Genomic DNA, 24,983 nt, shown 5'->3' with positions numbered 1-24,983 from the left:
TCACCCCGTGAACGTGATCGGGGAGCGCCAGCCCCACAGGACGACGGTGGCCACCATGTCGAGCGCGATGATCGCCACCAGGCTGGCGCGGATGGCCCGCCCCGAACCGATACCGACACCTTCGGGCCCGCCGACCGCGAAATAACCCTGGTAGCAATGGATCAGGACCACCGCGACGGCGAACACCACCACCTTCACGGTCGCGGCGAACACATCCCAGCCGAGGACGAACTGGTCGAAGTAGTGGTCGTAGGTGCCGGTCGGCACATCGTGGATCGATGTCACGATCAGCTGGCACGACAGATAGCTCAGGATCAGGGCCACCACGAAAGCCGGTGCCACCGCGATGATCCCGGCCAACACCCGGGTGGTCACCACGAACGGCACCGACCGGATCCCCATCGATTCGAGCGCGTCGATCTCCTCCGAGATCCGCATCGACCCGATCTCCGCCGTCATCCGGCAGCCCGCCTGCGCGGCGAAACCCACCCCGGCCGCGATCGGTGCCAGCTCCCGCGTCACCCCGAACGCGGAGATGAGCCCGCTGAGCTGACCGAGTGCCAGCGCGTCGAGGGCGTGATGGGCCTCGATGCCGATGGAGGCACCCATCGCCGCGCCCATCAGCAACATCAGCGGCACCACCCCGCCGCCGACGATCACCGAACCACGCCCCCAGGTCATATCGGTGATCGCGGTGAGTGTCTGGCGCCGGTAGTGCGCGAGGGTGTACGGCACCGACGACAGCACCTGCCAGCAGAACCCGATCACGAACCCGAGCGACTCCACGGGGCGTACCGGGCCGATGCGGCGGCGCAGCCGGCCGATCCAGCGCACTCCGAACGGCAGATACGGGCTCGCGGTCATCAGGCGGCCCGCAGTGGAACGAAGACCGTGACCACCTGGGTGACAACGGTATTGAGCACAGTGATCGCCGCGACCGACATCACCACCGCCGCGTTGACACCGTCGGCCACCCCGCGTGGTCCACCCCGCGCCTCCAGCCCGCGCTGACAGGCGATCACCACCACGAGAAACCCGAACATCAGCGACTTCACCAGCGACACCCACACATCGAGCGAGGTGGTGAACGCGCCGAAGGAGTCCCAATAACTGCCCGGCGTCACGTCGAGGGCCGTGACCGCTACGCCGTATCCGGCGGCGATCCCGACGACGATGATGAGCACGTCGAGCAGCGGTGCGATCAGCATCATGGCGGCGATGCGCGGAACGACCAGGCGCTGTACCGGATCCACGCCCATCACGCGCATGGCGTCGACCTCCTCGCGCACGGTGCGCGCACCGAGGTCGGCGGCGATCGCGGCGGCGCCCGCCCCACCGAGCAGAATGCCCGCGGCCATCGGCGCGCCCTGTTTGATCACCCCCAACCCGCCCGCGGCGCCGATCATCGAGTCGGCGCCGAGTTGGGAGACGATATTGCCGACCTGGGTGGACAGGATCACCCCGAACGGCACGGCCATCAGCACGGCCGGAATCGCGGTCACCTTCACCAGGAACCAGGCCTGTTCCAAGGCCTCGTGCACCGGAAACCGCAGGCGCACGGCATCGTTCGCACCGATCCGAACGGCCGAGGTGCCCATGCGCAGGGCGCGGCCGAAGGTGGCCAGCGCCGACAGCACCGTGTCGGCGAAGTTGCGGCGCAGCACCGCGCCCGCTGTGCGTGGCTGCGCGGGTGGCTCGGCGTCGGTGGAATGGCCGTGCCCGGCTCGCGATGTGGTCCGCCCGAACAATGCACACCCCCTTGGTGTTCGAATGCCCGTTCAATTGCCTGGACACCAGTCTGGACGGTACTACACCCACCTTCGGCGGAAGGTCGTAATCGCGAATCACCCCGAACGAGCGGGATTCTCCGTATCATGGACACCTGTCCGGACAGAAATTCAGAAATAGCGAACCGGCATCGAGTTGCGAGGCACTGCATGGTTGGTTTCAGTTTGTCGAACGTATTCGCGACCGTGGCCGCGGCCATTCCGGAGCGCGAATTCCTCGTGCACGGTGACCGCCGGATCTCCTATGCCGAAACCGACCGCCGGGTAACGGGATTCGCTCGATTCCTGGCCGCGCGGGGGATCGGCGCCGAGGTCGAGCGGACCGCCCGGCATTTGTCCGGGCAGGACCATTTGGGCGTCTATTTGCGCAACGGCACCGAGTACCCGGAGATCTTGATCGGTGCCTACCGAGCGCGCGCGGTGCCGTTCAATATCAACTACCGCTACGTCGAAGAGGAATTGCTGTACCTGCTCCACGACGCCCGGGCGCGGGTGCTGGTGTACCACGCCGAATTCGCCCCACGCGTGGCCGCGGTACTGCCCACGCTGACCGACCCGCCACTCCTGATCCAGGTCGCCGACAGCAGCGGCAACGACTTGTTGCCGGGCTCGATCGACTACGAGACCGCCGTCGCCACCGCCGAGGGCGAGCTGCCGGAACCCGACGGCGACGATCTGTACCTGCTCTACACCGGCGGCACCACCGGGATGCCCAAGGGTGTGCTGTGGCGTCAGGACGACATCTACCTCGCCGCCATGGGAGGCACCCGCTTCGGCACCGGCGTGCAACTGAGTTCCTATGCGGAACTGGCCGATTCGGCCACGGTCACCGGGGGCGCCTACCGCTTGGTCGTCGCCGCGCCGTTCATGCACGGCGCCGCCCAGTGGCTGCTGTTCCAATGCGTCACCAACGGCGGAACCCTCGTGCTGCCCACCGTGGTCGACCGCTTCGACGCTACCTCGGTACTCGAGGCCGTGGCCCGGGAGAACGTGATCGCCCTTCCACTGGTCGGTGACGCCATGGCGCGACCGATCGTCGCCGAACTCGAGCGGCGCCACTACGATCTGCCGTCGCTGGCGGCCGTGCACAACGCAGGCGCCCCGCTCACCCCGGCCGTGCGACAGCGATTGATCGCGGCCTTCGGCAAACCCGTACTCGTCGTCGACTCGGTGGGCTCCTCGGAGTCCGGCATCCAGATGACCCAGGTCTACGACGCCGACGCCCGAACCACAGCGGGCAGCTTCGTCCCCGCCGATACCGACACCGCCGTGATCGACGAGGACCTCACCCGGCTGCTCGACGAACCGGGCGCCTCGGGCTGGCTGGCACGTAAGGGCCGCATCCCGCTTGGCTATCTGGGTGACGAGGAGAAGACCCGGCGCACCTTCCCGGTCGTCGACGGTGTGCGCTGGTCGATCGCGGGTGATCGCGCGAAGGTGCTGGGTGAGGGCCGGATCGAACTGCTCGGCCGCGACAACCTGACGATCAATTCCGGCGGCGAGAAGATCTTCGTCGAAGAGGTCGAGCGCGCCGTGGCCGCCCACGCGAGCGTGCTCGACGTGGTCGTGGTCGGCAGACCGTCGCAGCGGTGGGGTAGCGAGGTCGTCGCCCTCGTCCAGGTGGACGACGAGACCGTCACCGATGCCGAACTGCTCGACGAATGCGCCAAGCACATCGCCCGCTACAAACTGCCCAAAGCCATCCTGCGCTGTCGCGAAATCCTGCGCTCACCCACCGGCAAGGCCGACTACCGGTGGGCGCGCGGCGTCGCGACGCGGATGTGAGGAGATTCCGATGCCCCCACTCACCCTGCCCGCCGGCCTCGACTTCTCCGACCCGGGACTCTGGGCACAGCGCACGCCCGTCGAGGAATTCGCGATGTTGCGCAAGGCCGCCCCGGTGTGGTGGAACGCGCAGTCCGACGACATGTGCGTGCCCCACGACGACGGCGGATTCTGGGTCGTGAGCCGTCACGAGGACGTGCGGACGATCTCTCGCAACCCCACCCTGTTCTCCGCGAGCACCAAGGGTTCGGTGATCCGCTTCCCCGGCACCGTCACCGCCGACACCTTCGAGGCGACGAAATCCATGCTGCTCAACATGGATCCACCCAAGCACTCGGCCGTGCGCCGCATCATCTCGCGCGGGTTCACCCCACGCGCGGTCGAGGCGCTGCGCGCCGCGCTGGCCGAACGCGCCGAGGCCATCGTGCACGCCGCCCGCGCGACCGGCGGCGGCGACTTCGTCCACCAGGTCGCGCGCGAGCTGCCGCTGCAGGCCATCGCCGAACTGTTCGGCATCCCGCAACCGGATCGGCTGCGCCTGTTCGACTGGTCCAACCAGATGCTCAACTTCGACGACCCCGAATACGGTGACCCCATCGGCGCCACCGCGGATCTGCTCGGCTACGCCTGGCAGCTGGCCGAATCGCGACGCCTCGACCCCGCCGACGACCTGGTGTCGAAACTGGTCACCGCCGATATCGACGGCGGCTCACTGACACCCGACGAATTCGGGTTCTTCATGATCCTGCTGACCGTCGCGGGCAACGAGACCACCCGCAATGCCACCACCCACGGCATGAAGGCCTTCGTAGACCATCCCGAGCAGTGGGAACTCTTCCGCGCGCAGCGCCCACGCACCGCCGCCGACGAGATCGTCCGCTGGGCCACCCCGGTGATCGCGTTCCAGCGCACCGCCACCGAGGACACCGAACTGAGCGGTCAGCCGATCGGCGCCGGACAGCGGGTGGCGATGTTCTACAGCTCGGCCAATTTCGACGAATCGGCCTTCGGCAACCCGTTCACCTTCGACATCCTGCGAGACCCCAACCCGCACCTGGGGTTCGGTGGGACCGGCCCGCACTACTGCGTGGGCGCGAATCTGGCACGGCTGCAACTGGAACTGATCTTCGGAGCCATCGCCGACGCCATGCCCCGGCTGCGGCAGGTGGCCGAGCCGACCAGATTGCGGTCGAGCTTCGTCAACGGGATCAAGCACTGGCAGGTCGCCTACGAGTGAGGCGGATCGCCGGTCGGCACGACTGATTCGTAGTAATGTCCAGACAGGTGTCCAGGTATTGTCTGGACGGAAGGAAGGTGTGGCCATGCCACGATTCGAACCCCACCCACCGGTGCGACCCGCCGTGGTCACCGGCGGCTCGTCCGGCATCGGCGCCGCCACCGCGAAAGCCCTTGCCGAACTGGGTCATCCGGTCGCGCTCGGCGCACGGCGCGAGGCCGAGTGCGAGGCCGTCGCGGCGGCCATCCGGGAGAAGGGCGGCACCGCGTTCGCCCACCGGCTCGATGTCACCGACGACGACTCGGTCGAGGAGTTCGTGGCCGCCGCGCAGCGCGAACTCGGTGATATCGAGATCCTGGTTTCGGCCGCCGGGGTGGTGAAATTCGGGTGCGTGCACGAGCTGTCCTCGGCCGACTTCGTCCGCCAGCTCGACGTGCATCTCGCGGGCCCACAGCGCCTGCTCCGCCTGCTCGTGCCCGGCATGATCGAACGGCGGCGCGGTGACGTGGTGCTCATCGGCTCGGACTGCTCGGTGACCCCACGGCCGCGCACCGGGGCCTACAGCGCCGCCAAAGCGGGCATCGAAACGCTGGCCACCCAGATGCGCATGGAGCTGGAGGGCACCGGGGTTCGAGTGTCGCTGGTCCGGCCCGGTCCCACGGCCACCGAGATGGGCACCGATGCGACGGTCGAGGACATCGAGCCGCTGCTGAAGGACTGGTCGCGCTGGGGTTTCGCGCGCCACCCCTACATGCTGCGTGCCTCGGACCTGGCCGACGCCGTCACCGCCGTGGTGAGCACACCGCGGGGTGCCCACGTGATCGTCAGCGAGGTCCAGCCCGAATCCCCGTTGCGCTGACCCACGACGCCGAACGCCGCCCCGAACTTCGGGGCGGCGTTCGTGTGTCCTCAGCGTCGCCTGCGGTAACGCACCCGACACGGCTGCTGCAGCTGCACGACCATCTTGGAGTGATCGTTGCGATAACTCTCCGACGGCTGCGCCATCTCGAACTCCCAGTCGCGCAACAGGATCGAGAAGATCGCCTTCATCTGCATGAGCGCGAACGCGGCGCCGACGCAGCGGTGCCTGCCCGCGCCGAACGGGATCCAGGTCCAGCGGTTGACGATATCGGCCTGTTCGGGGTCGATATAGCGGCCGGGATCGAAGGTATCGGGGTCGGGGAAGCATTCGGGCAGCCGGTTGGATACCGCGGGGGTGGCCGCCACCAGGTCGCCCGGCGCGATGCGGTGCCCACACACCTCGAACTCGTCCCTTGCCACCCGCATCAGGATGATGAGCGGCGGATGTAGCCGCAGCGTCTCCTTCAACGCCGCCTCCAGTCGCGGAATCTGGCGCAGCGCACGGAAACTCACCTCGGTGTCGCCGGCGAAGAGGCTGTCGAGTTCGCCGACCACATCGGCGAGAGTGTCGGGGTGGCGCAGCAGCTCGATCATCGTCCACGCCGAGGTCCCCGAGGTGGTGTGGTGACCGGCGAACATCATCGAGATGAAGATGCCGGTGACCACCGACGCCGAGAAGCGCGGTGCCCCCTGTTCGTCGCGCACCGAAACCAGCACGTCGAGCAGATCGCGTTCCTCTTTACCCTGGGGAGGTGCGGCGATGCGACGGTCCATGATCTCGCCGACCAATTCGACGAGTTCGCGCCGCGATTCGTCGCGTTTACGGAAACTCTCGATCGGCATATACGGGTCGACGTAGGCCAGCGCGTCGGTGCCGCGCTCGAGATCGTGATAGAGCTCCGCGAAACGGCTGTCGAGTTCGTTGCGGAATTTGGTGCCGATCAGGCAGGCCGATGATGTGTAGATGGTGAGCTCGGCGAAGAAGTCGAGCAGATCTATTTCGCCGGATTCGCCCCAGTCCGCGATCATCCGGTCCACCTCGTGCGAAATCGTCGCCGCGTGGCCGCGCATGTAATCGGCGCGCAACGCCTGATTGTGCAGCATCTCTTTGCGTCGCTCCGGGCTGGCGTCGAAGACGACGCCCTCACCGAAGATCGGCTTCATGAAGGGGTAGGCGGCCTCCTGGTCGAGGTCCTCGTCGCCGGCGCGGAAGAAGAATTCATTGGCCTCGGCGCCCGAGAGCAACACCACGTCGCGCCCGGCCAACTCGAAAACGCCCACGTCGCCACATTCCTCGCGCACCCGGCGCATGAGGGCGATCGGATCGGAACGCATTTCCTCGAGGTGACCGTGCTCGTGTTCGCCGCCGGAGACCCGTCGCGGTTTCAGAAGCGTCATCGAAGACCTCTCAATCTCTGGGTCATATAGACACGTGTCCAGACGGTACTACAGTTCTCGGGCGTGGCGCAATGCGCGAAAAAGCCGCCACCCGGCTATCCGGATGACGGCTTCTGTTGTCGCGCAGACTATTCCAGGATCAGATAGACCGATTTCTCGATCCGGTCCGCCATTTCGTCGTAGGTCCCGTATCCCATCCCGGCACGCACCAGCGCGCCCGCGTAGAGCAATTCGAACGCCTCGAGCACATCCGGATCGTGGTCGGGGCCCAGCGCCCGCGCGATCCGCTGCCGGATCTCCAGGCCGATCCGCACCCGCAGATGCGATACGTCGGGATCCTGGCCGAGCAGGGCGCTGGTCACCGCACCCGCCAGCTCGTTCTCCCCGCCGACCATCAGCGACACCTGCCGCAGCGTCTCGACGACCCGCTCGGCCGCCGACTTGTCGTCGTCGTGTTCGAGCTGCGGCGTCTGCAGCAGGCGACGCCAGAACACCTCGGCGACGAGGTGTTCCTTCGACGAGAAATAGGTGTAGGCGGTCGCGGTTCCGACACCCGCGGCGGCGGCCACCTGGCGCACGGTGAGTCCGGAATAACCCTGCTCGGTGATGACGTCGACGGCGGCGCGGGTGAGCCGGTCGACCGTATCGGCCTGTTTCTCGGTCAGGCGCCTGCGCGTGGCCTCGAGAATCGCGGGATCAGAATGGTTTTCGGACACAATTCCATATTAGTCGCAGGTACATGGGATACCTATTTGGGCCTGCGCATGCGCGGTTCGCCGCCCCCGCGCGCCCGTTCGGAAACGGTGCTGATCGCGGTATCGAGCCGGGTCCCGTTGGGCCAGCCGACATAGTGGCACAGGAACAGGGCGATTTCGCGGAGCTGTTCCTCGGTGAGCTCCTTGTTGTGCAGGGCGGCGTGGATCTGGATTTCGGCGGTTTCCATGCGGCCCTGGGCGGTGAGCGCGCCGAGCAGCAGCAGGCGGCGGTCGCGGTCGGTGAGGCCGGGGCGCGACCAGATCTCGGCGAAGAGGTGATCGACGGTGGTGGCGAAGAACGCGCCGTCGATCTCCGGCGGTTGCCAGCCGTAGACCTCTTTCATGCGGGCCAGGCCGCGGGCGCGGGCGTCGTCGGTCATGTGCTGCTCCTGTCGGATGTGGGGACCCGAAGGCCGAGGCCTTCGGCGAGATGCTCGAAACCCATTCGGGCGAGCGGTAATTCGACGCCGAGCCGGGCGCCGAGGTCGAGGGCCAGCGCCAGATCCTTCTCGCCGAGGTCGCGCACGTGCGACATGATCGGCAGCCACGGATCACCGTCGACGAGGCGAGCGGTGCTCTCGCGCCACAGGATGGCACCGGGTCCGCCGGTGACGGCGTCGGAATGGCGCACCACCTCACCGAGGCGGCGGATGTCGAGCCCGGCCGACTCGGCCAGGCGCGAGGCCTCGGCGGCGGCGGCGAAGGCGACGAAATGCACCAGATTGCGGGCGAGCTTCATCCGGGTACCCGCACCCACCGGGCCCGCGTGGACCACGAGATCAGCGAAGCGGGTGAACGGGGCTCGCACCGCCTCGAACGCGGTCGCACTGCCGCCGACCATCACCGCGAGGCGCCCCTGTTTCGCGCCGGGCGCACCGCCGCTGACGGGTGCGTCGACCAGCTCCACCTCGTGGCGCGCGCATTCCTCGGCCAATTCTGTTGCCGTGCTGTCGGCGATGGTCGAATGCACGGCGACCACCGTGCCCGCGGCGGCAGTCGACAGAATTCCCTGCGGACCCGTCAGTACGTCGCGGACCTGGGCATCGTCGAGGACGGTCACCGAGATCACCGCCGCGCGGGCCGCGACCTCGGCCGGTGTCGCGGCCACCGCCACGCCCGCGGCGGCGAACTTCTCGGTGGCATCGGCCCGCGCGTCGCACACCACCAACCCGCCCGGCCAGTCGACGAGCCTGCGCGCCATGGGCGCACCCATGTTGCCCAGCCCGATGTAGCCGAGGCGTGGCGCGTTCTCGGTGGTCATGAGCGGATCACCTGACCGCCGTCGACATTGAAGATCTGCCCGGTCACCCAGGCGGCGTCGTCGGAGAGCAGATACAGGCAGGCGCCGACGAGATCCTGCGGTGTGCCCATCCGCTTGAGCGGCAACCGCTTCACCATGTCGTCGACGATGACCGACGGCGTGATCGTCTTGGTCGCCTCGGTGTCGATGGGGCCGGGGGCGATGGCGTTGATCCGGATGCCGGAACTGCCGAGCTCGTGGGCCAGCTGCTGGGTGAGGCCGTTCACGCCGACCTTGGCCAGTCCGTAGAAGCTCGAATAGGTCCATGCTGCAGTGGAGGACTGGTTCACGATGGACCCACCACTGGCGCGCATCGTCGGCCAGACCGCGCGGGTCACGTTCAGCGCGCCGTCGAAGTTCACGCTCATGAAGTGCTTGTAGTAGTCCCACGGCACCGTGAGCAGCAGGTTCAGCTTCATGGTCCCGTAGATGGCCGCGTTGTTCACCAGATGGTCGATGCCGCCGAACTTCTCGACGGTGAACGCGGCGAGCGCGGCCGCGGAATCCGGGTCGGCGACGTCGACCTCGCGGAACGCGGCGACACCGCCTGCCGCGGTGATCTCCTTGGTGACCGATTCACCCGCCTCGGCATTGATGTCGGCCACCACCACGCGGGCGCCCTCGGCGGCGAGCGCCTTGGCGTAGGCCGCGCCGATTCCCTGTGCCGCGCCGGTGACGATCGCGGTCCGGTCGGTGAAACGTGTCATGTCTGTTCTCCTTCAGGCCGGGTAGGCCACGAGTTTGGTTTCGAGGTATTCCTCGAAACCGGCGACGCCCATCTCGCGTCCGATGCCGGATTGCTTGTAGCCGCCGAAAGGCGCGTCGACCGAGTACCAGGTGCCGCCGTTCACGCCGAGCGTTCCGGTGCGGACGGCGGAGACGACCTTGTCGATACGGGCGGGATCGGTGCCCCACACCGAGCCAGAGAGGCCGTAGGGGGAGTCGTTGGCGATGCGGATCGCGTCGTCGTCGCCGTCGTGCGGCAGGATCACCAGCACGGGCCCGAAGATCTCCTCCCTGGCCACCCGGGACTGGTTCGTCAGCCCGGCGATCAGGGTCGGCTCGACGAAGTAGCCCGCGTCGCGTCCGGTCGGGCGACCGCCGCCGACGACCACCTCACCGCCTTCGCTGCGAGCCAGCGAGATGTAGCCCTCCACGCGTTCGCGCTGTCGCTCGGAGATGAGCGGACCGCACACGGTGCGTCGATCGTCCGGGTCACCTGCGCGGATGCCGGACATGGTCCTGGCTGTCGCTTCGAGAGCCGCCTCGTAAGCGCTGCGCGGTACCAGCAACCGGGTGGACAGCGCACAGCCCTGACCGGCGTGCACACACACCGAGAAGGCGGCCATCGCGCAGGCCGCCGCGATATCGGCGTCGTCGAGGACGACGAACGCGGACTTGCCGCCGAGCTCGAGGAACACCTTCTTCACCGTGGCCGCCGCCGCGGCCATCACCGACTTCCCGGTGCGGGTGGAACCGGTGAACGACACCAGATCCACGTCCGGGTCCTCGGCGAGCTGGGCGCCGATCCGGTGGTCGGAGCCGGTCACCACATTGAACACACCCGCGGGGATATCGGTGTGCTCGGCGGCCAGAATCCCCAGCGCCGCACCGCACCACGGGGTATCGGGGGCCGGTTTGAGCACCACGGTATTGCCCGCCGCCAAGGCGGGCCCGATCTTGGCGAGGTTGATCTGATGCGGGAAGTTCCACGGCGTGATCGCCCCGACGACGCCCACCGCCTCGCGCCGCAACTCCCTGCGGGTACGCATCCCCATCGGTTCGGCGATCGGCATCTCGGTGCGCCAGGAATAGGATTCGGCGAGATCGGCGAAGTAGCCGAGATCGTTCACCGGCCCTTCCAGATGGGGTCCCGCCGTGAGCATCCGGGGCGCGCCCGCCTCCTCGATGGTGATCTCACGCAGTTCCTCGATGTGCTCGCGCATCGCCTCGCGCAACTGGCGCAGGCAGCGCGCCCGGAACGCGGGATCGGTCGACCACCCGGTGGTGTCGAAGGCGGTGCGGGCCGCGGTGACGGCCGCGCGCATGTCCTCGGTCGTGGCATCGGCCGCCCAGCCGAGGCGCTCGCCGGTAGCGGGGTTGCCGGTCGCGAACACCCCGCCCGATCCCCGGCTCAGTTTTCCGTCGATCAGCAGCGTGCAGCCGTCCTCAGGACGCAGATTGCTCGGCACCGTGTCTCCCTCACTGTCTGGACAGGTGTCTAGACTGTATTTCACCGTACCGTCGGTGAGCAAGGGCGCATCGGCCGGAACCGTTGCCCGCGAGAGGAAATGCCATGAAGACCAGACTGCGATGCCCCTGTGGAGACCTCATCGTCGGCGCCGACGAGGACGACCTGGTCGAGCACGCGAACGCGCACCTGGCGGCGAACCATCCCGACCACGACTACACCCGCGAGGAGATCCTGCTGTTCGCCTACTGACACGACAGCGGGCCCGCACCGTGTGCCGGTGCGGGCCCGCTGTCGTGGTCGGTTCAGGGTTTGCGGGCGACCCCGCCGTACGCGGAGATCGGCTGGACCTCGCCAACCTGGGCATCCTCGGGACGCCACTGGGTGATCGAGGTGAAGCCGGGCTCCACGAACTCCAGGCCGTCGAAGACCGCCTGGATCTGGGCCTGCGTGCGCGGAATGTAGGGGGTGCCGCCGGTGCCGGTGTAGTTCTCGCACAGCGTCACATAGGCCTGGCTGTCGTCGGTGCCGTCCCACATGATGAGGTAGCTGCCCGACGGGACCGCCGCCAGCACGGTGCCGACGATGCGGAGCAGGTCCTCGTAGGTCTTGGCGTGGCCGAGAACGCCCATGAACATCACCGCGATGGGTTCGTTGAAGTTCAGCACGTTGCGGGCGTCGGCGACGATCTTCTCGGGCTCGTGGAAGTCGGCGTCGATGTAGGTGGTGACACCCTCGGGGGTGGTGCTGGTGAGCAGGGCCCGCGCGTGGGTGAGCACCAGCGGATCGTTGTCGACGTACACCACGCGGGCGTCGGGGGTGACACCCTGGGCGACCTCGTGGGTGTTCTGCATGGTCGGCAGCCCGGTGCCGATGTCGAGGAACTGCGGGATACCGCGCTCACGGGCCAGGAACCGGACCGCCCGGATCAGGAACTGCCGCGACTGCACCGCCATGGTCGAGATGTCCGGGTCGACGGCCAAGCCCGCGTCACCGGCGATCTTGTCGATGTCATAGTGGTCTTTGCCCCCCATCCAGTAGTTCCAGATCCGCGCCGAATGCGGGATGTCGGTCCTGATCTGTGGGGTGTCTACGTCGGCCATGGGTCTCGTTCCTCTGCGAATCGACTGCGAATTGGCCGGCCCGCCGGTCCACACCGCCGGCGCGGCACAGCATCTGATCTGGTTGCGACAGTACAAGATTGATGCCGTGCTCGAGCAGATTCGTGGTTCACCTGTTCGGGCCGATCGAAACCGCTCCTCGCACTGCGGATCTCGGGTCCGGCAAGGCGGTCCCGGACGGGAACGGTCAGGTCGTTTCCCGCCGGTAACCCGATTCGCGGCTCCCTACGGTCGGTCGAGTGAACCCTGATACCTGGGCAGAGACCCCTGTGACCGACCGGCTCCACCGTCCCCTGATCCTGTTCATGGCACTCGCGGCTGCCGTCGGTACATCGACGATCTATCCGATGCAGCCCGCCATCGCGGACGTGGCGGATTCGCTGGGCACCCAGATCACCGCTGTCGGATTCGCCCTGGCTTGCGGGCCGATCGGCTACATGCTGGGACTCGGTCTGCTGGTGCCGCTGGTCGACCGCTTCGCTCCCGGCCGTGTCCTCGCCGCTCAGTTCGGGGTACTCGCGTGTGCGCTCGCGGCCAGCGCCGCCGCGGGCAGCGCCGCCGTGCTGGCTCCGATGATCGGTCTGGTCGGCGCCTGCTCGGCGGTCGGGGCCGGGCTGAGCTCCGTCGCCGGTCGGTTGGCGGACCCGCACCGGCGCGCGACGGTCCTTGGGATGGTGACCGCCGGCATCTCCGTCGGCATCCTCGCCGGCCGGATCGTGGGTGGGTGGCTCGCGGACGAGATCGGCTGGCGCGCGATGCTGCTCGTCTTCGCGGCCGGCTGCGCTCTGCTCGCCGTCTGCTGCCTCGCCGCGCTGCCCGCCGTGACCGGCACCGCTGAGCGCGGCTACTTCTCGACATTGCGGTCCCTGCCCGGATTGTTCGTCCACCACGCGACGCTTCGTGTCGCCGCTGTGCGTGGCTTCCTGTGGTTCTTCGCCTTCTGCGCGGTCTGGGCGGGCATCGCCGTGGCACTCTCGGAGCCCCCGTACTCCTACTCGGCCGAACGGATCGGCCTCTACGCGCTGGCGGGTCTCTCGGGCGTCCTGGCCACCCGGATCGCCGGCACACGGACCGACCGCGACGGTGCTCGCCGGGTGATCCTCGCCGGCCTCGTCCTCGCCGGGACCGCCACCGTCGTCATGGGTTTCAGCCTCGCGAACACACTCGTGACGCTGGTCTGCCTGGCGGCCTTCGACGCCGGGCTCTTCGCTGCCCAGGTGGCCAACCAGAGCACGGTCCTGGCAATCGAACCCGACGCACCGGCACGCTTCAACAGCGCGTACATGCTGGTCTACTTCATCGGCGGCAGCCTCGGGACCGCCTTCGGCGCCGCTGCGGTCGAGTGGTTCGGGTGGCCGGCCACCGCCCTGATCGCGGCGACAGCCATCGTCGTCGCCGCGATCAGCACAGCACGATCGCCGCGCGTATAATATGAAACTCGTATGGTTGTTCGGTGAGTAGGAGAAGAGGGCGCGGATGGCGGCGGACGGAGCGGCTCGGCGACGCAAGCTCACGGTGGAGGTCAAAGACGCCCTGCGTGACTTGAATATCGAAATGTCGCTGCTCAATCGGCGATTCGGTGGGCAGGTGGAGCTGCGGGAAGTGGACTTCACCTGCCTCGATCTGATCAACCGGCACGGGCCGATGTCGCCGAAGGAACTGTCGCGCCGGGCCGGCCTGCACCCGGCTACGCTGACCGGGATCCTCGACCGCTTGCAGAACGGTGGATGGGTCGTGCGCGAACGCGACCCGGAGTCGGCCGACCGCAGGGCGGTCACCGTCCGTGCCGTGCGCGAACGCAATTCGGCGCTCTACGAGGTGTTTTCCGGCATGAACAACCGGATGGACGCGCTGTGCGCCGACTACACCGACGACGAGCTCACGGTGATCGCCGACTTCCTCCGGCGCACCGGTGGTGCCGGGCAGCAATCCGCCGAGGAACTCGCCCGATGAACGGGTGCCGCTGGGTTCGATGTCATCGGCGAGTCCTCCGGTCAGCGGGTGAAGACGGCGGCATGGTCGGTGACCCAGCTGGCGAAATCCTGTGCGGGACGGCCCAGGATGTCGGCGACCGTGGTGGTCGTCGGGCCGGGAACGCGGGCGTAGTCCGCGAGCGAGCCGAGCAGCCGGGCCGGGATGTCTTCGGGGAGTCCCTGTGCCGTCATCGCGGCCCGCACCTGGTCGGGGGTGAGTTCGAGGAACGACAGGTTGCGACCGGTCACCTCGCCGAGAATGCGGACCTTGTCGGGTTGGGTCAGCGACAGGGGACCGGTGAGGACATAGGAGCGGTTTCCGTGTCCGTCCTCGGTCAGTGCGCGCACGGCGACAGCGGCGATATCGCGTTCGTGGATCGGTGAGGTGGCCGCGTCCCGATACGCACCGCGCACCACGTCACCGGCGCGTAGCTGCGGCGCCCAGGCCAGGGTGTTGGCGGCGAAATCGCTGCAGCGCAAGGCGGTCCAGGCCATGCCCGAACTCTCGGCGGCGGCTTCGAGGGCTCGGAACCCCGCCATGAAGCGCGGTTCCCCGGCGGGGTACTCGACGGTCGCCGCCGAGATGACCACGACCCGCTCGACCCCGTGATCCGCTGCCGCGGCGAGGATCCCGGCCGCGGAGTCGAGGGCACCACGCGAGCTCAACAGCACTGCCTCCGCGCCCTTCCACACGTCGTCCGGAATGCGCGCACCCGCCGGATCGCCTTGCGCGACAACAACTCCGCTGGGCAGATCGGCATCGCGATCGCGGGTGACCGCCGTGACGGGTGCGCCTGCGGCTACCAAGTGGGAGATGACTTCCCGGCCGACGATCCCGGTGGCTCCGATGACGACGAACATGATCTACTTCCCTTCCCTTTCGGTACCAACAAGTACCGAGTACGTATGATATGAGAAGCATATCAACTAGCAGGGGAGAGATATAGTACGGAAACCGAACTACTTCGCCATGATGCTCGTCACCGAGGCAAGGGCTGATCTGTCGCGAACGGACACACACTTCGCCCGCACGTTCCAGCTCATCGCTCGTCTGTCGCGTACACGCTGAAACTCTCACCGTCGGCGATCCGGCGCATCGCCGCCACCTGATAGGCGATCGCGTCACTCGGAATCTCGCTCATCTCCCGCCATGTCAGCTCGGAGCACTTGTGCGGTTCGCGGTTGACCACGTCGTCGTCCCACCGCTCGGCGCGGAAGAAGAACCCCACTCTGTGCGGCTGATTCCCGTAGCGGTGCTGCATGACGTGCACACACGTCAGATCCTCGGGGCGCAGCCGGATCCCCACTTCCTCCTCGGCCTCCCGAATGGCTGTCTCGACCACGTCCTCGCCCTCCTCGAGGTGTCCGGCCACCAATCCCAGTTCCCCGTCGGCGAATCCGGTGTTCGACCGCCGTGACCACAACAACTTCCCGTCGCGCACCAAGACCAGATGCACATCCACCACGCTCCGAAACCGTTCGACCACGCTTGTCTCCCAACAGCTCCCGGCATCGCACCCCGGTGGACGCGACCGAGCACGATCGTATTTCCCGCAGTCGCCGAGCGGTCCGGGAACGCACGTCAATTCATGGGTCGTCGGTCAGCGGTACTCGGGCGCCCATCCGACGAACCGGTGCACGGCCGAAGGTCGATCGCGCCCCCACACCTTCGCTGACGTGTCATCATTCCCGCTGGTCAACCCCCACGCCGCCGCTGATCGGGACGACACCCCGACTCGACCGCTACACACCTGATCCAGGGTAGCGATTGCTGGATGATTGCGGTTGCGCGCGCCGGACGGAGAGCAAACTCCGGACCCGGAGGCAGGCGATCAGTGTTCGGCTGTGTCCGGAGTCATGGAGGAGTCCGACGGTATGGGTGTGCTCAATTCTACTGCCCCGAAGGGCATTCCGTGTGGCCGTGGGCCGCCGGTGCGGTCGGTCGTTCGTGTACGGGACCGGGGCCGCGCCGTTGTGCTGGTGCGGATTCTCCCCGGACATCGGATCGGGTGTCTCCCCGCGAGCACGGGGAGACACCCGAAAGAGCTCTGCGTGGCGGTCGCCACCGCCGCGCGGAGCAACGCAGACACTGGGAGAGCGCTGCTGTGACCACACTAGATGTTCCTGTTGTTCCCGTGTGCCCGGATTCGGCCCATCGGCCGCTCACGGCACCGGCCGACCCGACGGTCGAGTCGTTGCGAACGGCGATTCTCGGCGATTCGCGTGCGACGCACCGCCGGGTGCGTGCCACGACCATCGCCCTGAACGACCGGCCGCGATCGGGGCTCACCTCGTCGGCCGAGGCCGCGCTGGCACCGGATCTGCTGCGCGCGACGATCGCGGCCCTCGGTGGATCGGCGACCGCCATCGCCGCCGACTCCGAGTTACGCGGTGTGCTGTGCGAGTGGGCGGCGGTCTACGCCCCGCACCTGTTGCCCGTGCTCACCGGCCATCTCGACCTGGCGATCGGGGCGATCACCGCACTCGGCAACGGTTCGGCGTACCAGCGGGAACTCCTCGCCGAGCTCGACACCGGGGAGGCGATCGGCCTGCTGCTGCTGACCGAGCTCGGTGGCACCAACGGCGCCGACCAGCAGACCACCGCCACCTGGGACGGCGCCCGTGGTGGGTTCTGGCTCGACTCGCCCGATACCGACAGCTGGAAGTTCATGCCGAACATGGCCGATCCGACCACCCGCAAGACGGGTGTGGTCACCGCCCGCCTGATCGCCGACGGTCGCGACGAAGGCGTGCTGCCTTTCCTGCTGAGGTTGCGTACCGGGCAGGGGCTCGTGCCCGGGCTGAACGTCGCGCCGCTGCCCGACAAGGGCTGGGTGCCGATGGATCACGCGCTGATCCGGTTCGACGCGGTGTTCGTCCCGGTCGACGCACTGCTCGGCGGTCGGTGGGCGGTGCTGGGCGCTGGTGGATTCGAATCGAAAGTACCGGTGCGGCAACGCTTTCACCGCGCGATCACGGCCTTGGGGGAGGGCAGGCTCGACTTGGCCGGTGCGGCTGCCGCCGGTGCGCGTGCGGCGTTGGCGGTGACGGTGAACTACGCCGGTCAGCGCCGGCCGGGTGGCCGGACCTCGATGGCCGACCGGGGAACGGTTCGCCGTGATCTTGTCTCCGCACTGGCCTCCACCTACGCCACCAGCATCCTCGGCCGCCGCATCCAGGACCTGCGCGTGGCCGCCGCCGAACCGTTCTCCGCGCTGTGGTCGATGCTTGCCAAACCGTTGCTGGCCTACACCGCCCACGACGTGCTGCTGACCTGCCGTCAGCGCAGTGCGGCGCAGGGGTCGCTGCGCACCAACTGGATCGTCGACTGGATCGGCAACACCGAAGGCATCATCACCGCCGAGGGCGAGTCCCAGCTGCTCTGGAAGCAGGCCGGGCACCTCATCGCCCGCGCGGAATCGGCCCTGGCGCTACCGGCCACGCCGGACCTTCTGCCCTGGTACATCCGCATGCTCGCCGAGCGGGAGTCGGCGCTCGCCGCCGCGCTGCGCCGTGGTGACATCGCCGTCGCGAGCACCGCGGTCGACTGCGACACCGCCGCCGTCGAGCTCGCGGCCGCTACCAGCGAAAGGCTTGCCGCCACCGCGTTGTTCCAGGCCTGTGTCACGGCCGACGACGCATCGGCCCGCCACCTGCTCGAGTCCGCCTGCGTGGTGTACGCGCTGGAGCGAATCCGCGCGCACGGCAGCTGGTTCGCTGCCCACGGGCAGCTGCCGCCCCGGCACGCCCACCGTGTCCACGAGGAATTGCGTTGTGGCATCGACTATCTCGGTGCGCACCTGAATGTTCTGGTCGACGGCTTCGACATCGAACTCGATCCCTTCGATGCGCCGATGGCATCCCCGGACTATCTGCGGTGGTGGGAGACCTGGGCAGGCGGGAAGACAGCCCCGTTCGGCGAGGTGCTGCGCTCGATCGCCGGGCAGGTGCGGGCATGACCGGACACAGTGTCGAATACGAGGTCGTCGTCGTAGGGGCCGGGTTCGGCGGGCTCACCATGGCGTGGGAACTCAAAGAGGCGGGCGTGCAGAACTTCCTGATCCTCGAGGAGGGTTCCGAGGTCGGCGGTGTGTGGCGGGAGAACACCTACCCGGGCTGTTCCTGCGACGTGCCCGCGCACCTGTATTCGCTCGCCTTCGACCCCTACCGTGACCCTCGGGTGCGTTACCCCGACGCGCAAGCGATCCTGTCCTATCTGGGTGCGGTCACCGACCGGCACGGGCTGCGTCCCCATCTGCGCTGTGACACCGCGGTGGTGAGCGCCGATTACCGCGACGACGACCGCACCTGGTCGCTCACCACGTCGGCGGGCGAGCTGATCCGCACCAGAGCGGTGGTGTGGGCGGTCGGCCAGCTGCACCGGCCCGCTGTCGCACAGCTGCGCGGAGCCGACACCTTCGGTGGCCCGATGTTCCACTCCGCGCGCTGGGATCACACGGCCGACCGCACCGGACACATCGCGGTGGTGGGCACCGGATCCTCGGCGGCACAGATGATTCCGGAGCTGGCGCGCACCGCTTCCTCGGTCACCGTCTACCAGCGGAGCCCGTCGTGGGTACTGCCCAAGCCCGCCGCGTCGTTCGGAACGATGTCGCGGTGGGCGCTGACCCATGTACCCGGCCTGCACGGCTTGTACCGCGCCGGACTGTACCGCGCCGCCGACCTTGTCCTGGCCCCGACCACCCATGCCGGATGGTCGGCCAGATCGCTGGAATTCGTTGCCCGGGAACATCTTCGACGCCAGGTACGCGATCCGGAGCTGCGCCGAAAGCTCACCCCGGACCACCGGATCGGGGAAAAACGCATCCTCATCGACAGCGGGTACTACCGGGCGCTCACCGAGCCCCACGTAGAACTCGTCACCGACTCGATCGACCGGATCGTCCCGGACGGTATCCGCACCGTCGACGGCATCGAACGCCGCGCCGACCTCATCGTCCTGGCCACCGGATTCCGCGCCCGGGAGTTCCTCGACGGCGTCCGGGTCAGTGGGCGTGGTGGGGTCGAGCTGCACGACCGGTGGCGAACAGAGGGTCGCCCGACCGCCTTCTACGGACTGGCCGTACCCGGCTTTCCCAACCTCTATCTGATCGCGGGACCGCACTCGTTCACCCCAACCAACAGCAATCCCGCCGTCAAACAGCATCAAGTTCGCTACATCATGCGCTGCCTGGCACTCAGTGCCCGGCTGCGCGAACCGATCGAGGTCACCGACCAGGCGATGGCGACCTACCTGGACCACCTCGACGACGCGCTCGACCGGACCGTCTGGCGCGACGGCAAGGCAACGACCTGGTGGAAAACGGCCGACGGCACCGTCACCAACGCCTGGCCGGGAACGGTGGCAGCTTTCGGAAAGGCGCTTGCCGGAAACAACCCGGCCCTCTCGTTCACGGTGCCGGACTCCCCGGGACGACTCTCGGGCGGCCCGCAACCACGCCCACACGACGAACCGTGCCGAACGGGATAGTGGCCTCGATTCGCGGAACCAGCACCGGGCGGATCTGATCGCCCGGTGCGCGCCCTCGAGGAGATCGGCTCCTCCTCGAGGGCATCGCCCGATCACTCTTCGGCAGCTCCGGATCTGCATGCTGTGAACCGATGTTCGCGACCGTCCACATGACGTCGTCCAACGGTTTACGCCGACGATCCGTACCAGTGGCGTCGCCGCCCGGCCGCCCGACGGCCGCCATCGTCGCGATCTCCCAATGGTCAGGCAATGCGAACTCCTGGTGCAGTCCGTCCCGGTCGAATGCCCGGAACTGATGCACCTGGAGTCCGAGTGCGTTGGCCTGAAAGGTCAGGTGCGCCACGGCCTGTCCGAGGTCGTAGTCGGCGAACTCGGAGTACTCGAAGTCGGTGTCCTCCACCCGCCGCTGCACGAGGTTGGCGACGAGGAGGCTCGCATCCGGCGCCCACGCCGCGGAACTTCGCGCGAGGAAACCGGTGAGCCGCCGATGGACAGCGTCACCGCGCATACCGGCGATGAACCGCCACGGTTGCGAATTGCCTGCCGAAGGCGCGCGTCGAGCAGCCTCGAAAAGGGAGTGGACTTCGGCCGATGACAGGGTGTGGTCACGACGGAAACCCGTGGGGCTGTAGCGCTCTAGGACGAAAGGGTGCAGGGCGGTGGCGTGGACGGTCACACGAAAGGCAACCACTCGAGCAGGCCCGACCTTCCCGGGCACGCTCGCGGTTCGGACGGTCCGACCGTCCTGGGCCGCGGGGGACCGGGCAGGCATGCGACCATACAGGGGTTGTCGGAGGTCGTCGCTATGCTCGGTGTCACCACGGCTCGAAGCCACTCCCAGGGGGAATCCATGACCGACCTACACCCGCGCACGTCCGGCCGTCCTCCGGAACCCGCCCGAACCGACGAGGTCGAGCTCACCGTGTCTTCGAACGCCGTCCCGTTGTTCAGTACCCCCCACCACAACGAACCCACGGCGGCAACGCCGATCACCACCGGTCACCAGTTCCCGACCTTCCTCGCCCCCGCGCACCACCAGTCCGACGACGACCCGCAACGCTAGAGTCTTTCCCGGCTCGCGTCGGCCGTACCTGAGCGGGACCAGCGGTGCTGTCATAGTTGCGGGCGGCCGAGTGCTTCACCCAGCGCAAGCCCGTATCGAGCGGCGAAGACCTTCCGTGCTCGCACCTGGGCACGAGTGCGTGGCCGGAACTTCGGTTCACGCCCGCACCCGCACGGCTCGAACCCTTCGTATCGCAGTCCTGCACCGACCACGACGCCGACGACGGACCACCCGTCGACATCACGGCGCGCAGGAGCGGCAAAGTCACGCCCCGCGCACGACATCGGCCGGGTACACCGTGGGCAACGATGCGGCACACCGTCTTCCGATGGATGACGCTTGAACGACAACCGGCACGCGACGCATACCCAGTGCAGCTTGTAGTGCACGAACGCATAGGTACACATGCCGTCGATGGTATCCGTCCAGCAGGGCGCTCGGGCCCTGCTATCAGAGCACGGCGTCGGCGAGACGGTCGATCTGATCGGGATCGGTGCCGTAGCAATACAGCATGACTTCGTCGGCGCCGAGGTCCTCGAATTGCTTGATGGCGGAACCGATCTGCGCCGCGGTGGTGAGTATGCCGCCGGCCATGTAGTCCGCACGGCCGCTGAACTCGTAGTAGTCGAGCACAGCGGTGCGGGCCTGGTCGACCACCGGCTGCGGACCGAGGACTACGTTGAGCTGGGCGACGATGCGTGGTGAGCCGTAGCGACCGTGGTTGCTCCAGGACTCGCGGGCCAGGTCGAAGAGGCCGCCCGCCCAGGACGGCGCGGCAGCGGCGAGGAACCCGCCGCCCCAGCGGCCGACGCGGTCGATCGCGGCGGGCTGGAAGCCACCGAACAGCAGTTCAGGGCCTGCCGGTGTGGTCGGCGAGGGACCGATGGGCCCGCAGCTGTCACTGAATCGGTCACCGGCCCACAGCCGGCGCATGAGGCGGAGCTGTTCGTCCATACGGCGGCCGCGGCAGCGGATATCGGTGGCGCTCGCCTCGTGATCGTCGTCGCGACCGCCGACACCGAGGCCGAGCACGAAGCGACCACCGGACATCCGATCCAGCGTCGCGACCTGTTTGGCGAGCAGCGCGGGCTCGCGCAGCGGTGCGATGAGTACCTCGGTCTGCAACCGGATACGAGTGGTGCGACCAGCGAGCACCGCCAGGGTGACCAGCGGTTCGGGGTTGTCGTAGACCAGCCGGTCGAGCAGTCCGAGGGTGGCGAAACCGGCGGCTTCGGCACGGACGGCCCATTCTGGCAGCGTGCTGGGGTCGGCGATGGGAAGGCCGAGTCCGATATGCATGAAATCCTCCGTCGGAGATGGGTGTGCGTCATTACGCCGCCCACTCCACGCCTGCTCAGATGAGGCGGGGCTCCCACACTGCGACTGTATTCCTGGAGAGCACCGATCGGATTGCGGCCACGATACGACGCCCGCCACGAAACCCGCAAGTCGATATTCGTCCGAGCCGACCCTCACCCGAGCGCCTTCCTCGTCCGATCATCTGATGCCGCCTCCCCTGTACCGGCGAGACACTATGATGAGGTGAAATAGGCTGTGGGACAGCAGGATAAGTAACTTGTCCGCCGGTGCGGGTACTGTCTGACCCTTATGGGGTATGACGTCAGTTTTCATGCGATCGACATGCGGATGGTCGAGAATCGGGTACTTCCGTATATCGCCGGGTACGGCACCGACGAGGATCTGCATGATCTGATCCGCTTCGGCGTGGAACAGACGAAGGTCCGGTTCCGGGCCAATGCGTGGGGCCTGGGCGCGCTGGAGGAACTGGGCGGCAACGCCGACTTCGACCCGCAGCTGTATGTGTGGGGCAGGCCCTACTTCGTCACCGCACAGACCCCGGACGACGTCGCGGAGACGGTGCTGCAATACAACCGGTGCACCCCGGAACAAGTGGATCACCTCGCGGTTCAGCAATTGTCGCTGCTCGACCGCACACTGGTTGGTCGTGTGCGGCCGAACATGGAGGGCACACTCCCGCCGGATCGGTATGTCGGCGAAGCGATCTCGGGCAAGGTCGTCCTGCTGCGCCAAGCGGTGCGAGCTTTGCGGGCACGGCAGTCGTTCACCACACCCGACGGCGAAACCGCGGATCCGGGCGAGATACTCGCCGGGAACCTGCAGTTCGTTCTGGTGGAGTTCCTCGCGCACATTCTGCCGGGCTGGATCCAGCGCGGCCGGGTATGGCCGACGCTGCTCGAGCGCACAGCCGGATCGGACGGCTATTCGGGCCTGGTCGACAACTCGGCCTTGCTCGGTCTGATGCGCTCGGAGTTCCCCGCACTGGAATGGGCGGTCAACTACACCATTCCGGGCAACTACGAGGTCGGCGGATACGCGGCCCCCGCCGCCGTACCGGTGACCCGGCACTGGCTGGCGCGCAAGGCCGACGAGCTGGTGGCTGCGGGCGACGAGGACGACGAAGGCGACGTGATTCGCACCGCGATCCGCAAGACGGACGAGGCACTGGCCCTGGCCGCACGGATCGGTGGCGCGTTCGTCGAGGCATCGGAGATCTACATCCCCATGGAAGGCACGATGAACTGACCCGATCGGGCCGGGCCGAAGGTAGCGGGTAGGCTCACCAGGTGAAGCAACTGTGAAAGACCTGACCGTCGGCGTCGTCGCGACCTCCCGCAAGGAAAACGAGCATCGGCTGGCCATCCATCCGGCCCACCTCGACCGCATCGACCCGGGACTGCGCGGGCAGATCTTTCTCGAACGTGGCTATGGTGACCGTTTCGGTTACTCCGACGAGGCACTCGCTCCGCTGGTCGCCGGTTTCCGCACCCGCGAAGAGCTGTTCGCCGAATGCGATGTGCTGCTGCTGGCCAAACCGCTGGCCGAAGACCTCGAGCAGATGCGGCCCGGCACGATCGTGTGGGGTTGGCCGCACTGTGTGCAGGACGCGCGAATCACCCAGCTGGCCATCGATCGGGAGTTGACCCTGATCGCGTGGGAGGCGATGAATCACTGGACGAAGGCAGGCGTGTTCAGCGTCCACGTCTTCCACAAGAACAACGAGCTCGCCGGCTACTGTTCGGTGCTGCACGCACTCCAATTGCGTGGTGTCACCGGCGATTACGGTCGCCGGATGCGAGCCGCGGTGATCAGCTTCGGTGCTACCGCGCGCGGTGCCGTGCGGGCGCTGTCGGCGCTCGGCATCAGCGATGTGACGGTGCTGACCCAGCGCAGCGTGTCCGCGGTGGCCTCGCCCTTCGCTTCGGTGCGGATGCAGCACTTCGAGCGTGACCCGGCCACCCCGAGTCGTACGTTGGCACTGAAGGCACCGGAACCGGGCCCGCTCGCGGAGATGCTGGCCGGCTACGACGTGGTCGTGAACTGCATGTTCCAGGACACCGAGGCACCACTGACATTCGTGACCAACGACGACCTCGACCTCTTCTCACGCGGCACGCTGTTCATCGACGTCTCCTGCGACGAGGGGATGGGTTTCGAATGGGCGCGCCCCACCTCGTTCGCCGACCCCATGTTCGCCGTGGGCACCGAGCTGCACTACTACGGCGTCGACCACAGCCCGTCCTTCCTGTGGGACTCGGCGACCTGGGAGAACTCCGAGGCCCTGCTCGAATACCTGCCGGTCGTGCTCGCCGGCCCCGGCGCGTGGGACGCCAGCGACACGATTCGCCGCGCCATCGAGATCCGAGGCGGTCGCGTGCAGAACCCCCGGATCCTGTCGTTCCAGGACCGCTCCGACGCCTACCCCTACGCGGTGAACTGACGCAGGCCACCATCTCTATCGTGCACGTCGCGTAGCCCGACGAGACGCAGTTCAGCGGGCCTTCCGACCTCGTAGGTACCGACGTGTGGGCCCGTCCCGAAACCGATGTGGTTGCCGGTGCTCGCCGAGCTCAGGATTCGCGTGGTGGTCTGCGAGGCGTCTACCTCGTTGTCGTTGCTGGTGACGACGTGGACGGTGGGCGCGCGAGGGATGGAGTCGGGCGTGCGCGCTTCGTCGCAGTCGGCGTCGTAGTCGCGGGAG

At 67.6% G+C, this 24,983-nt stretch carries 24 protein-coding genes; 11 read left to right on the top strand and 13 right to left on the bottom strand.

Annotated features, from left to right (window positions below):
* Positions 1 to 864, bottom strand: coding sequence for an ABC transporter permease (locus HYG95_RS01980; RefSeq protein ID WP_181696282.1), 864 nt, complete (start codon positions 862 to 864; stop codon positions 1 to 3).
* Positions 864 to 1,598 (bottom strand): ABC transporter permease, encoded by a 735-nt coding sequence (locus tag HYG95_RS01975; protein WP_312032647.1) that lies wholly within the window; start codon positions 1,596 to 1,598, stop codon positions 864 to 866. Before HYG95_RS01975 ends, HYG95_RS01980 begins: the two co-directional genes overlap by 1 nt.
* Before the next feature lie 339 nt (positions 1,599 to 1,937).
* On the opposite strand from HYG95_RS01975, the gene HYG95_RS01970 reads away from it, so the two are divergent.
* The 3 genes from HYG95_RS01970 (at position 1,938) to HYG95_RS01960 (ending at position 5,668) form a co-directional block, all read left to right on the top strand.
* Positions 1,938 to 3,572 carry an acyl-CoA synthetase gene (locus HYG95_RS01970; protein ID WP_181696281.1) on the top strand — a complete coding sequence of 545 codons (1,635 nt, stop codon included), beginning with the start codon at positions 1,938 to 1,940 and terminating at the stop codon, positions 3,570 to 3,572.
* A gap of 10 nt (positions 3,573 to 3,582) precedes the next feature.
* A complete protein-coding gene (locus HYG95_RS01965; RefSeq protein WP_181696280.1) occupies positions 3,583 to 4,809 on the top strand; it encodes a cytochrome P450 in 1,227 nt (408 codons plus the stop codon).
* Between the two features lie 85 nt (positions 4,810 to 4,894).
* On the top strand, positions 4,895 to 5,668 hold the full coding sequence (locus HYG95_RS01960) for an SDR family oxidoreductase (protein WP_181696279.1): 774 nt from the start codon (positions 4,895 to 4,897) through the stop codon (positions 5,666 to 5,668).
* Between the two features lie 50 nt (positions 5,669 to 5,718).
* Here HYG95_RS01960 and HYG95_RS01955 read toward each other — a convergent pair whose 3' ends face one another.
* From HYG95_RS01955 to HYG95_RS01930, 6 genes are all read right to left on the bottom strand, one after another.
* Positions 5,719 to 7,068 (bottom strand): cytochrome P450, encoded by a 1,350-nt coding sequence (locus HYG95_RS01955; protein ID WP_181696278.1) that lies wholly within the window; start codon positions 7,066 to 7,068, stop codon positions 5,719 to 5,721.
* Between the two features lie 128 nt (positions 7,069 to 7,196).
* Positions 7,197 to 7,784: a TetR family transcriptional regulator gene (locus HYG95_RS01950; RefSeq protein ID WP_181696277.1), complete on the bottom strand. Its 588-nt coding sequence runs from the start codon at positions 7,782 to 7,784 to the stop codon at positions 7,197 to 7,199.
* 32 nt (positions 7,785 to 7,816) lie between these two features.
* Positions 7,817 to 8,203 (bottom strand): carboxymuconolactone decarboxylase family protein, encoded by a 387-nt coding sequence (locus HYG95_RS01945; RefSeq protein ID WP_067635398.1) that lies wholly within the window; start codon positions 8,201 to 8,203, stop codon positions 7,817 to 7,819.
* A complete protein-coding gene (locus HYG95_RS01940; RefSeq protein WP_181696276.1) occupies positions 8,200 to 9,084 on the bottom strand; it encodes an NAD(P)-dependent oxidoreductase in 885 nt (294 codons plus the stop codon). Before HYG95_RS01940 ends, HYG95_RS01945 begins: the two co-directional genes overlap by 4 nt.
* Positions 9,081 to 9,830, bottom strand: coding sequence for an SDR family oxidoreductase (locus tag HYG95_RS01935; protein ID WP_181696275.1), 750 nt, complete (start codon positions 9,828 to 9,830; stop codon positions 9,081 to 9,083). The genes HYG95_RS01940 and HYG95_RS01935 overlap by 4 nt, the downstream gene beginning before the upstream one ends.
* A gap of 12 nt (positions 9,831 to 9,842) precedes the next feature.
* A complete protein-coding gene (locus tag HYG95_RS01930) occupies positions 9,843 to 11,315 on the bottom strand; it encodes an aldehyde dehydrogenase (protein WP_370465648.1) in 1,473 nt (490 codons plus the stop codon).
* Between the two features lie 104 nt (positions 11,316 to 11,419).
* Between HYG95_RS01930 and HYG95_RS01925 the strand changes: the two genes are divergently transcribed.
* Positions 11,420 to 11,566 (top strand): DUF1059 domain-containing protein, encoded by a 147-nt coding sequence (locus HYG95_RS01925; RefSeq protein ID WP_181696274.1) that lies wholly within the window; start codon positions 11,420 to 11,422, stop codon positions 11,564 to 11,566.
* A gap of 53 nt (positions 11,567 to 11,619) precedes the next feature.
* Here the strand turns inward: HYG95_RS01925 and HYG95_RS01920 are convergent, their stop codons facing one another.
* Entirely contained in the window at positions 11,620 to 12,417 is a 798-nt protein-coding gene (locus HYG95_RS01920; RefSeq protein ID WP_181696273.1) for an SAM-dependent methyltransferase, read from the bottom strand.
* 287 nt (positions 12,418 to 12,704) lie between these two features.
* Here HYG95_RS01920 and HYG95_RS01915 point away from each other — a divergent pair, with 287 nt between their 5' ends.
* Both HYG95_RS01915 and HYG95_RS01910 read left to right on the top strand, forming a co-directional pair.
* The gene (locus HYG95_RS01915) at positions 12,705 to 13,865 is read left to right on the top strand and encodes an MFS transporter (protein ID WP_370465647.1); all 1,161 of its coding nucleotides are present in this window, start codon (positions 12,705 to 12,707) and stop codon (positions 13,863 to 13,865) included.
* A 46-nt stretch (positions 13,866 to 13,911) separates the two neighbouring features.
* A complete protein-coding gene (locus tag HYG95_RS01910) occupies positions 13,912 to 14,388 on the top strand; it encodes a MarR family transcriptional regulator (RefSeq protein WP_181696272.1) in 477 nt (158 codons plus the stop codon).
* A 41-nt stretch (positions 14,389 to 14,429) separates the two neighbouring features.
* Here the strand turns inward: HYG95_RS01910 and HYG95_RS01905 are convergent, their stop codons facing one another.
* Positions 14,430 to 15,269, bottom strand: coding sequence for an NAD(P)H-binding protein (locus tag HYG95_RS01905; protein ID WP_181696271.1), 840 nt, complete (start codon positions 15,267 to 15,269; stop codon positions 14,430 to 14,432).
* 179 nt (positions 15,270 to 15,448) lie between these two features.
* Positions 15,449 to 15,895, bottom strand: coding sequence for an NUDIX domain-containing protein (locus HYG95_RS01900; protein ID WP_181696270.1), 447 nt, complete (start codon positions 15,893 to 15,895; stop codon positions 15,449 to 15,451).
* Between the two features lie 618 nt (positions 15,896 to 16,513).
* On the opposite strand from HYG95_RS01900, the gene HYG95_RS25080 reads away from it, so the two are divergent.
* Positions 16,514 to 18,367: an acyl-CoA dehydrogenase family protein gene (locus tag HYG95_RS25080; protein ID WP_181696269.1), complete on the top strand. Its 1,854-nt coding sequence runs from the start codon at positions 16,514 to 16,516 to the stop codon at positions 18,365 to 18,367.
* Positions 18,364 to 19,899, top strand: a complete 1,536-nt coding sequence (locus HYG95_RS01890) for an NAD(P)/FAD-dependent oxidoreductase (RefSeq protein ID WP_181696268.1) — start codon at positions 18,364 to 18,366, stop codon at positions 19,897 to 19,899. The genes HYG95_RS25080 and HYG95_RS01890 overlap by 4 nt, the downstream gene beginning before the upstream one ends.
* Here the strand turns inward: HYG95_RS01890 and HYG95_RS01885 are convergent.
* Positions 19,820 to 20,590, bottom strand: a complete 771-nt coding sequence (locus HYG95_RS01885; protein ID WP_370465646.1) for a nitroreductase family protein — start codon at positions 20,588 to 20,590, stop codon at positions 19,820 to 19,822. The two genes, HYG95_RS01890 and HYG95_RS01885, sit on opposite strands and share 80 nt — an antisense overlap.
* Positions 20,591 to 20,749: 159 nt before the next feature.
* On the opposite strand from HYG95_RS01885, the gene HYG95_RS01880 reads away from it, so the two are divergent.
* Entirely contained in the window at positions 20,750 to 20,962 is a 213-nt protein-coding gene (locus HYG95_RS01880) for a hypothetical protein (protein ID WP_181696266.1), read from the top strand.
* Between the two features lie 450 nt (positions 20,963 to 21,412).
* Here HYG95_RS01880 and HYG95_RS01875 read toward each other — a convergent pair whose 3' ends face one another.
* Positions 21,413 to 22,261 carry an LLM class flavin-dependent oxidoreductase gene (locus HYG95_RS01875; RefSeq protein WP_181696265.1) on the bottom strand — a complete coding sequence of 283 codons (849 nt, stop codon included), beginning with the start codon at positions 22,259 to 22,261 and terminating at the stop codon, positions 21,413 to 21,415.
* A gap of 309 nt (positions 22,262 to 22,570) precedes the next feature.
* On the opposite strand from HYG95_RS01875, the gene HYG95_RS01870 reads away from it, so the two are divergent.
* On the top strand, positions 22,571 to 23,527 hold the full coding sequence (locus HYG95_RS01870) for a hypothetical protein (protein ID WP_181696264.1): 957 nt from the start codon (positions 22,571 to 22,573) through the stop codon (positions 23,525 to 23,527).
* Between the two features lie 52 nt (positions 23,528 to 23,579).
* Positions 23,580 to 24,722 carry a N(5)-(carboxyethyl)ornithine synthase gene (locus HYG95_RS01865; RefSeq protein ID WP_181696263.1) on the top strand — a complete coding sequence of 381 codons (1,143 nt, stop codon included), beginning with the start codon at positions 23,580 to 23,582 and terminating at the stop codon, positions 24,720 to 24,722.
* Positions 24,723 to 24,983 lie beyond the last annotated feature (261 nt).

It is taken from the genome of Nocardia sp. GTS18 (assembly GCF_013839555.1).
Lineage (GTDB): Bacteria > Actinomycetota > Actinomycetes > Mycobacteriales > Mycobacteriaceae > Nocardia > Nocardia rosealba.
This window is presented reverse-complemented; position numbering and strand designations above follow the sequence as displayed.

Coding starts and splice junctions, on each gene's coding strand:
- HYG95_RS01980 (WP_181696282.1), bottom strand. CDS start 864: ATGACCGCGAGCCCGTATCTGCCGTTCGGAGTGCGCTGGATCGGCCGG.
- HYG95_RS01975 (WP_312032647.1), bottom strand. CDS start 1,598: ATGGGCACCTCGGCCGTTCGGATCGGTGCGAACGATGCCGTGCGCCTG.
- HYG95_RS01970 (WP_181696281.1), top strand. CDS start 1,938: ATGGTTGGTTTCAGTTTGTCGAACGTATTCGCGACCGTGGCCGCGGCC.
- HYG95_RS01965 (WP_181696280.1), top strand. CDS start 3,583: ATGCCCCCACTCACCCTGCCCGCCGGCCTCGACTTCTCCGACCCGGGA.
- HYG95_RS01960 (WP_181696279.1), top strand. CDS start 4,895: ATGCCACGATTCGAACCCCACCCACCGGTGCGACCCGCCGTGGTCACC.
- HYG95_RS01955 (WP_181696278.1), bottom strand. CDS start 7,068: ATGACGCTTCTGAAACCGCGACGGGTCTCCGGCGGCGAACACGAGCAC.
- HYG95_RS01945 (WP_067635398.1), bottom strand. CDS start 8,203: ATGACCGACGACGCCCGCGCCCGCGGCCTGGCCCGCATGAAAGAGGTC.
- HYG95_RS01940 (WP_181696276.1), bottom strand. CDS start 9,084: ATGACCACCGAGAACGCGCCACGCCTCGGCTACATCGGGCTGGGCAAC.
- HYG95_RS01935 (WP_181696275.1), bottom strand. CDS start 9,830: ATGACACGTTTCACCGACCGGACCGCGATCGTCACCGGCGCGGCACAG.
- HYG95_RS01925 (WP_181696274.1), top strand. CDS start 11,420: ATGAAGACCAGACTGCGATGCCCCTGTGGAGACCTCATCGTCGGCGCC.
- HYG95_RS01920 (WP_181696273.1), bottom strand. CDS start 12,417: ATGGCCGACGTAGACACCCCACAGATCAGGACCGACATCCCGCATTCG.
- HYG95_RS01910 (WP_181696272.1), top strand. CDS start 13,912: ATGGCGGCGGACGGAGCGGCTCGGCGACGCAAGCTCACGGTGGAGGTC.
- HYG95_RS01905 (WP_181696271.1), bottom strand. CDS start 15,269: ATGTTCGTCGTCATCGGAGCCACCGGGATCGTCGGCCGGGAAGTCATC.
- HYG95_RS01890 (WP_181696268.1), top strand. CDS start 18,364: ATGACCGGACACAGTGTCGAATACGAGGTCGTCGTCGTAGGGGCCGGG.
- HYG95_RS01880 (WP_181696266.1), top strand. CDS start 20,750: ATGACCGACCTACACCCGCGCACGTCCGGCCGTCCTCCGGAACCCGCC.
- HYG95_RS01875 (WP_181696265.1), bottom strand. CDS start 22,261: ATGCATATCGGACTCGGCCTTCCCATCGCCGACCCCAGCACGCTGCCA.
- HYG95_RS01870 (WP_181696264.1), top strand. CDS start 22,571: ATGGGGTATGACGTCAGTTTTCATGCGATCGACATGCGGATGGTCGAG.